Raw genomic sequence first — 7060 nt, forward strand, 5'->3', positions numbered from 1 at the left:
CCACTTGGGCGGAACGGTGACGTCCCGTCATGAGTCGGCAACAGTGCGCCGGGAGCGGGACTCCGGCGGTTCCGCAGGGGCATATCCGGGAGGTCGGCACCACCTCTCGACCCATGCGAAGCACACGGGGGCCCACCATGAGCACCGCCCGCAACAGATGGCAGACCTGCGCCCTGGGAACGGCGGCCGTCGCCGCGCTCCTCACCTCCACCGCCTGCGACTCCGGCAAGGAGGACGGCAAGAACCCGACCGCCACCGCCTCCCCGTCGGCATCCGCGTCCGCGCCCGCCTCGCCGGGGGCGAGCGCCGCCCCGGCCACGAGCCCGTCGGCCTCCGCGCCCGCCTCCCCGGGCGGCGGGGCGAGTCCCTCGCCGAGCGGCTCGGCCGCCCCCACGGCCGGCGCGAAGCCGGCCGCCAGGGCCTGCAGCCACGACGACCTGTCGATCACCCCGTCGCTGTGGAAGACGGACTCCGGCCAGAACCTCCTGATCACCGCCGCCAACATCAGCGGCACGGCCTGCACCCTCTACCACTACCCGTACGTCGGCTTCGGCACGGTGGTCGGGGGCCCGCTCCCCCCGATGGGCGCCGCACCTCGGGCGGTCGCCACCCTCCAGCCGAAGGAGAAGGCGTACGCGGGCGTGTACATGTTCCGCGGGGGCGAGCAGACGGTCGCCGTCACCGCGCTGTCCATGGGCTACCAGGACCGCGCGCCCGGCAGCAACAAGGACTCGGCGTGGCTGGAACAGGGCCTGGCCGCCCGGACCGGCGACCTGAACGTCGGGCGCAACGCCAAGGTGACGTTCTGGAACAAGGACCTCCGCGCGGTCGAGGACCAGTTGTTCCGGCCCAAGGGCTAGAGCCAGGCCCAGGCCCAGGCCTAGGCCGACAGCAGTACCGTCAGCGGGGGCGCCCCGTCGCGCTCCCGCTGCTCCCGCCAGAAGTCCGCGGCTCCCTCCAGGACCTCCGTCAGGGTGTCCCAGTCCTCCGGCCGCTCGGCCGCGTAGCCGCGCCAGGAGGTCACCGCCAACAGCCGCCCCGGGGCCTCGGGCAGCCAGGACAGGTCCGCCAGCACGTCGGCCAGCGCGTCCCAGTTCCCGCCGAACCACTCCGGCGCCGCGAGGGCCCGGGCGCACCGCCGCATCAGCGCCGCCTTGCTGCGCACGCCGTCCAGGTCCAGCCGTACGACGCCCCAGCCGGCCTCCTCGGCGGCGGCCAGTGCGGGGGCCAGCGGCCGCGGGTCGAGGGTCATCGGAGAACCGCCTTGAAGGTCTCGTAGTGGTCGTCCGTGTAGTAGAACTCCCCGCCCCCGCCCGTCACGATCCGCCGGGCGCCGCGGTCGCGCTCGCCCGGGGTCCGCACGGTGAACTCGTGGTAGTAGCCCCGCTTCTGCTTCGGCAGGACCTTCTCGAAGTTCCCGAAGACGGTGCCGTCCTGCCGGTACGGGTACGGGCCGCCCTTGTCGATCAGGGCGAGCACCTCCCGCGCCTGCGGCGGCAGCGCGTCGGCCCGTACGGTGGGCATCCCCTTCGCCCACGCGGGAGCGGGCGCGGCGGTGCTCGCGGCGGTGCTCGCGGTGGACGAGGGGCGCGCCGGAGCAGCCCCGCCGCCGCAGCCCGCCAGGGCGGCCGTCAGCGCGGCACACAGGAACAGGGCCCCGAGCACGCGTGACAACGACCGGGGCACGCTCCTGAGGATCATGCCCCGATCGTGCCAAATATCCGATTCGGTGGCGAATCGCCCGGCGGGGTCAGAGGACGGACATCTTGCCGTAGGGGCTCAGGACGCGCTTCTGCACGGAACCGAAGTCGACGAGGACGGCCTCCTCCTCGACACCGATGACCCGGCCGAGGCCGTGCTGGTCGTGGCTGACGCGGTCCCCGACGTCGAACCGCCGCACCGGCGGCTCCACGGGCGCCCTGAACGGGCTGGACGGCAAATGACGGCGAGGTGCTGCTGATTTGCTCATTGGCTTCAGTATGCGCCCCCGGGGCCGCCCCGGGGCCCACTCCGACGGTCTCGATTGCAGCACCTTTCGCGGCGAGCCCCGCGGGCCGGGACCGGTCAGTCGTCCGGGTCGGCCCGGTCCAGCGCCGGCCGCAGCCCGGGCTCGGACTCGGTCAGCAGGTAGTCGGCCACCGCCGTGTCCGTCACCAGGCTGGTCACCAGCCCGGAGCGGAGCACCGCGCCGATCGCCGAGGCCTTGCGCAGCCCGCCAGCGATCGCCACGACCTCGGGGATCCGGCGCAGCCGGTCGGCCTCGACGGTGATGCAGCGCTCGCCCAGGTCCCGGCCGACCCGGCGGCCCTCCTTGTCGAAGAGGTGGGCGGACATCTCCGCCGCGACGCCGAGCGAGGCGTAGTGCGCCCGCTCCTCGTCGGTGAGCATGTCGTGGACGGTCGAGATCCCCGGCTCCCAGGAGCCGATGGACACGGCGGCGACCGTGACCTTGTCGAAGTACTCGAAGGCCCGCGCGATGCCGGTCTGGCTGCGCAGCGCGGCCGCCGTCGCCGGGTCCGGGAGCAGCATCGGGGCGTAGATGGGGTGCGCGTCCCCGCCGGAGACCTGCGCGGCCCGGCGTACGGCCTCCACGGAGCCGCGCTCGGCGGTCCCCGCGTCGTACACGCCGGTCAGCTGGACGACGGTGCACGGCGGCAGCCGGTGCAGGGAGGCGGCCATGTGGATGGTCGACCGCCCCCAGGCCAGCCCGAGCACGTCGCCCTCGTTGACCAGTTCGCCGAGCAGGTCGGCCGCGACCGCTCCCAGGTTCTCCGGGTCCGGGGCGTCCTCGCTGGCGTCGGCCGGCGACTCCACCACGACGGCGTGCCGCAGCCCGTACCGGGCGCGCAGCGCGTCGGAGCGCTCCGCGTCCAGTTCCGCAGGCACCCGGATCTCGATGCGGACGAGGTCCCGTTCGAGGGCGGTCTCCAGGACCCGGGCCACCTTGAAGCGGCTCACGCCGAACTCCTCGGCGATCTGGATCTTGGACTTGCCCTCCAGGTAGAAGCGGCGCGCCATGGCCGCCGCCTGCACCAGCTCCGCGGGTCCCATCCGCAGGGCTGACCGTCCCGCCGACATTGCAGACACCGCGCTCTCCTCACTGCTGTTCACACTGTCGTGTTCACACTCTCGACTCGCCGTTCATCCTGTCAGATCCAACGGCCATTGATCAGCCTGGACGGCTTCCGTTCACCGAGCCGTCCCCTGGCGCCCGCCTCAGTGGTCGCAGGCCCAGGGCGCGGCGGCGATCGCCGCGCCCGCCTGGTCGCGCAGCGTGCGCACCGCGGCGGCCGGATCGACCGCCCCGTAGACGGCGCTGCCGGCCACGAAGACGTCGGCGCCGGCTTCCGCCACCCGCTCGATCGTCGTGGCCGAGACCCCGCCGTCGACCTGGAGCCAGAGGTCCAGCCCGTGCTTGGCGATCAGCTCCCGGGTCCGGCGGACCTTGGGCAGCATGATGTCCAGGAAGGACTGGCCGCCGAAGCCGGGCTCGACCGTCATGATCAGCACCATGTCGAGCTCGGGGAGGATGTCCTCGTACTGCTCGATCGGGGTGCCGGGCTTGAGGGCCATGGCCGCCCGGGCGCCCTTGGCCCGGATCTCCCGCGCGAGGCGCACCGGCGCCGCCGCGGCCTCGGCGTGGAAGGTGACCGATCCGGCCCCGGCCTCCACGTACTGCGGGGCCCAGCGGTCCGGGTCCTCGATCATCAGGTGCAGGTCCAGCGGGATGTCCGTGGCCCGGCTGAGGGATTCCACGACCGGCACACCGAGGGTGAGGTTCGGGACGAAGTGGTTGTCCATGACGTCGACGTGCAGCCAGTCGGCCCCCTCGACGGCCTTCGCCTCCTCGGCGAGGCGGGCGAAGTCTGCGGACAGGATGCTGGGATTGATCTGAACGGCCATGCCCCAAGCCTGCCATGCCTGCGGGCACTTCCGGCCACGGCCCCGGAACCCGGGATCCTCGTAGCAGAGCTTAAGTGATCATGGCCTGGATACTCGCTTGTCCTTCGTGGTGGAGTGCGGACACCGTTACGTACATGACAACCGCCACCCCCACCGGTCACCCCACCGGTCACCCCACCTCTCCCCCGCCCGGAGCCGGCCCCTGGCGCAACCCCGACTTCCGCGCCCTGTTCGGCGCCGCGACCCTGAGCCAGTTCGCCGCCAACACGGGCTACATCGGCGTCCCGCTGCTCGCCCTGACCGCCCTCGACGCGAGCCCCTCCCAGGTCGGCGCCCTCGCGGCCCTGTCCACCGCCGCCTTCCTGCTCATCGGCCTCCCGGCCGGCGCCTGGGTGGACCGCCTGCGCACCCGCCCGGTCCTGATCGCCGCCGACCTCTCCCGGGCCGCCCTCGTCGGCTCCCTGCCGTTCGCCTGGTGGCTGGACCTGCTCACCCTCGCCCAGCTGTACGCCGTCGTCCTGCTCACCGGCTGCGCCTCGGTGTTCGGCGAGGTCGGCGCCCAGAGCGTGCTGCCCCGGCTCGTCGGCCGGGACGGCCTGGTCCGGGCCAACGCCGCCATGGTGACCCTGACGGCCGTGGCGAACATCGCGGGGCGGGGCGTCGGCGGGGCCCTGATCGCCTTCCTGACGGCCCCCGTGGCCCTCGCCTGCGCCGCCCTCGCCCACCTCGGATCGGCCCTGCGGATGCTGGGCGTACGGCCCGTGCCGAAGCCGCCCGCCGCCGGGCGGACCCGGCTGCGCACCCAGATCTCGGAAGGGCTGGCGCACGTACTGGGCCATCCGGAGCTGCGCGCCCTCGCACTGACGGCGAGCATGATCAACCTGGGCGGCTCCGTCATCAACGCCATGCTGCCGGTGCTCTTCGTCACCGAGCTGGGCATGTCAGCCGCCGCGCTCGGCCTGTTCTGGGCCGCCGGCGGGGCGGGACTGCTGTGCGGGGCCCGGCTGGCCCGGCGGGTTCGCGGCCCGCGCGGGCTACGGCCCCCGCTCTGACCCTGAGCCTGGCCCCGGCGGCCCTGCTGGTCCCGGTGGCGGACCGCGGGCCCTGGCTGTGGGTGGCCGGGGCGGGCTGGATGCTGTCCACGGTGACCGTCGGCTCCCGCAACGTCCTCGGCGTCAGCCTGCGCCAGCACCTGACCCCCGACCCGCTCCTCGAGCCGCATGAACGCCACCTTCCGGTTCATGCTGACCGGTGCCATCGCCCTGGGCTCCGCCGCCTCGGGCCTGCTCGCCGAACTCATCGGCCTGCGCCCCGCCCTGTGGACCGGCGCGGCGGTCGTGGCGCTCTCGTTCCTGCCGACCCTGCTCTCGCCGGTCCGGAGCCGGCGCTCGGCACCGCACTGAGGGTGCGGCGCCGGGACCGGCCCAGGGCCTGTCGTCGCACTCCCGTCGTCGCCCGGAGGGGCAGGCGCGACTTCGCGGACACCCCCTACGCGGTGCGCCGCAGCAGGGCCAGGTACATGGCGTCCGTACCGTGCAGGTGCGGCCACAGCTGGACGTCGGGGCCGTCGCCCAGCACCGGCACGCCCTCCATGTACGGGCGCGCGTCGACCAGTTCGGCCGCCACCGGGGAGTTGCCCGCGCCCCGGCCCCGGAGCACGTCCTCGACGACCACCCGGGTCTCCGCCAGGTGCGGGGAGCAGGTCGCGTACCCCACGACCCCGCCCACGCGCACCGCGGACAGCGCCTCGCGCAGCAGTGCCCGCTGGAGCGGCGCGAAGCCCTCCAGGTCCTCCGGGCGGCGCCGCCAGCGGGCCTCCGGACGGCGCCGCAGCGCGCCGAGGCCCGAGCAGGGCACGTCCATCAGGACCCGGTCGAAGGAACCCGGCAGCCACGCCGGACGGGTGCCGTCGGCCGCGATGACCTGGTACGGGCCCGGGTTCCCGGACAGCGCCTTCTCGACCAGGCGCGCCCGGTGCGGCTGCTTCTCGGAGGCCAGCAGGAACGCCCCGCGCTCCGCCGCCAGCGCGCCCAGCAGCGCCGCCTTGCCGCCCGGCCCCGCGCAGCCGTCCAGCCACCGCTCGTCGCGGCCCTCGACCGGGACCGCCGCCAGGGCCATGGCCACCAGCTGGCTGCCCTCGTCCTGCACACCGGCGCGCCCCTCGCGGACCGCCTCCAGCGCACCCGGCTCGCCGCCCTCGGCCATCCGGACGGCGTACGGGGACCAGCGCCCCGGCAGCGCCGACTCCTCGCCGAGCGCCTCGACCAGCTCCTCGGGCGTGGACCGGCCGGGACGGGCCACCAGCGTCACCTCGGGCCGCTCGTTGTCGGCCTCCAGGAGGTCCTCGATGCCGGCCCGGCCGCCGCCCAGCGCGTCCCACAGGGCGCTGACCACCCAGCGGGGGTGCGAGTGGTAGACCGCCAGGTGCTCCTCGGCGTCCTCCTCGTACGGCGGCGCGACCCGCTCCAGCCAGCCGTCCAGGTCGTGCGCGGCGATCTTGCGCAGCACGGCGTTGACGAACTTCGCCCGCCCGTCGCCGAGCACCACGCGCGCCAGCTCCACGCTGGCGGACACCGCCGCGTGGGTGGGGATGCGGGTGCCCAGGAGCTGGTGCGCGCCGAGCGAGAGCACGTCCAGGACCGGCGGGTCCACCTCGCGCAGCGGCCGGTCCACGCAGGCGGCGATGACCGCGTCGTACGTGCCCTGCCGGCGCAGCGTCCCGTAGACCAGCTCGGTCGCCAGGGCCGCGTCCCGCGCCTGGAAGCGCTCGTCCTGCCGGGCCTTCTTCAGCAGCGGGGGCAGGACGAGGTTCGCGTACGCGTCGCGCTCGTCCACCGCCCGCAGCGCCTCGAAGGCCAGCATCCGGACGGGGTCCTTCTGCGGCCTGCGGTAGGGCTTGGCCTGCTTGCCGGTGCCGGACTTGGGGGCGGGACGACGACGGGGCTGTTCGCTCACGTGAAAGGTGCTCCGGAGGTACGAGGTGCGGTGCGATGCGGTGCGGTGCGATGCGGTTGCGCGGGGTCGGCTCGGGATCAGCCTACGTCGGCGGCGCCCAGGCGCTCGCCGGGGGCGATGCGCACCCCGCGGGCCCAGTCGGCGCCCTTCATGGGCTTCTTGCAAATGCGGCTGCACCCAGAGCAGCTCGACGGCGTGCGAG

9 protein-coding genes and 1 pseudogene are annotated in these 7060 nt (G+C 74.4%); 3 read left to right on the forward strand and 7 right to left on the reverse strand.

Going from position 1 to position 7060, the window contains the following annotated elements; genetic code table 11:
• The first annotated feature begins 137 nt into the window (after positions 1-137).
• Positions 138-860, forward strand: a complete 723-nt coding sequence (locus SSNG_RS06480) for a DUF4232 domain-containing protein (RefSeq protein ID WP_042800627.1) — start codon at positions 138-140, stop codon at positions 858-860.
• Positions 861-880: 20 nt separating this feature from the next.
• Here SSNG_RS06480 and SSNG_RS06485 read toward each other — a convergent pair whose 3' ends face one another.
• The 5 genes from SSNG_RS06485 to rpe form a co-directional block, all read right to left on the reverse strand.
• Positions 881-1252, reverse strand: coding sequence for a barstar family protein (locus SSNG_RS06485; RefSeq protein ID WP_007263008.1), 372 nt, complete (start codon positions 1250-1252; stop codon positions 881-883).
• Positions 1249-1701 carry a ribonuclease domain-containing protein gene (locus SSNG_RS06490; protein ID WP_007263009.1) on the reverse strand — a complete coding sequence of 151 codons (453 nt, stop codon included), beginning with the start codon at positions 1699-1701 and terminating at the stop codon, positions 1249-1251. Before SSNG_RS06490 ends, SSNG_RS06485 begins: the two co-directional genes overlap by 4 nt.
• A gap of 49 nt (positions 1702-1750) precedes the next feature.
• Entirely contained in the window at positions 1751-1969 is a 219-nt protein-coding gene (locus SSNG_RS06495) for a CarD family transcriptional regulator (RefSeq protein ID WP_042800629.1), read from the reverse strand.
• A 95-nt stretch (positions 1970-2064) separates the two neighbouring features.
• Positions 2065-3078 (reverse strand): sugar-binding domain-containing protein, encoded by a 1014-nt coding sequence (locus SSNG_RS06500; protein ID WP_042800630.1) that lies wholly within the window; start codon positions 3076-3078, stop codon positions 2065-2067.
• Positions 3079-3216: 138 nt separating this feature from the next.
• The gene (gene rpe, locus SSNG_RS06505; protein WP_007263012.1) at positions 3217-3903 is read right to left on the reverse strand and encodes a ribulose-phosphate 3-epimerase; all 687 of its coding nucleotides are present in this window, start codon (positions 3901-3903) and stop codon (positions 3217-3219) included.
• A gap of 134 nt (positions 3904-4037) precedes the next feature.
• Between rpe and SSNG_RS06510 the strand changes: the two genes are divergently transcribed.
• Positions 4038-4955 (forward strand): MFS transporter, encoded by a 918-nt coding sequence (locus SSNG_RS06510; RefSeq protein WP_347232443.1) that lies wholly within the window; start codon positions 4038-4040, stop codon positions 4953-4955.
• Positions 4956-5123: 168 nt separating this feature from the next.
• Positions 5124-5306: a hypothetical protein gene (locus SSNG_RS45240; protein ID WP_007263014.1), complete on the forward strand. Its 183-nt coding sequence runs from the start codon at positions 5124-5126 to the stop codon at positions 5304-5306.
• A gap of 85 nt (positions 5307-5391) precedes the next feature.
• On the opposite strand, the gene SSNG_RS06515 is transcribed toward SSNG_RS45240, so the two are convergent.
• The gene (locus SSNG_RS06515; RefSeq protein ID WP_007263015.1) at positions 5392-6858 is read right to left on the reverse strand and encodes a transcription antitermination factor NusB; all 1467 of its coding nucleotides are present in this window, start codon (positions 6856-6858) and stop codon (positions 5392-5394) included.
• Between the two features lie 77 nt (positions 6859-6935).
• Positions 6936-7060 (reverse strand): annotated as a pseudogene (locus tag SSNG_RS39210) (methionyl-tRNA formyltransferase); the annotation flags it as partial.

Source organism: Streptomyces sp. C (assembly GCF_000158895.1).
Taxonomy (GTDB): domain Bacteria; phylum Actinomycetota; class Actinomycetes; order Streptomycetales; family Streptomycetaceae; genus Streptomyces; species Streptomyces racemochromogenes.

Excerpts from the sequence above, each read along its gene's own strand:
- SSNG_RS06500 (WP_042800630.1), bottom strand. The coding sequence starts at position 3,078 with ATGTCGGCGGGACGGTCAGCCCTGCGGATGGGACCCGCGGAGCTGGTG.
- SSNG_RS06480 (WP_042800627.1), top strand. The coding sequence starts at position 138 with ATGAGCACCGCCCGCAACAGATGGCAGACCTGCGCCCTGGGAACGGCG.
- SSNG_RS06495 (WP_042800629.1), bottom strand. The coding sequence starts at position 1,969 with ATGAGCAAATCAGCAGCACCTCGCCGTCATTTGCCGTCCAGCCCGTTC.
- SSNG_RS45240 (WP_007263014.1), top strand. The coding sequence starts at position 5,124 with ATGAACGCCACCTTCCGGTTCATGCTGACCGGTGCCATCGCCCTGGGC.
- SSNG_RS06510 (WP_347232443.1), top strand. The coding sequence starts at position 4,038 with ATGACAACCGCCACCCCCACCGGTCACCCCACCGGTCACCCCACCTCT.
- rpe (WP_007263012.1), bottom strand. The coding sequence starts at position 3,903 with ATGGCCGTTCAGATCAATCCCAGCATCCTGTCCGCAGACTTCGCCCGC.
- SSNG_RS06490 (WP_007263009.1), bottom strand. The coding sequence starts at position 1,701 with ATGATCCTCAGGAGCGTGCCCCGGTCGTTGTCACGCGTGCTCGGGGCC.
- SSNG_RS06485 (WP_007263008.1), bottom strand. The coding sequence starts at position 1,252 with ATGACCCTCGACCCGCGGCCGCTGGCCCCCGCACTGGCCGCCGCCGAG.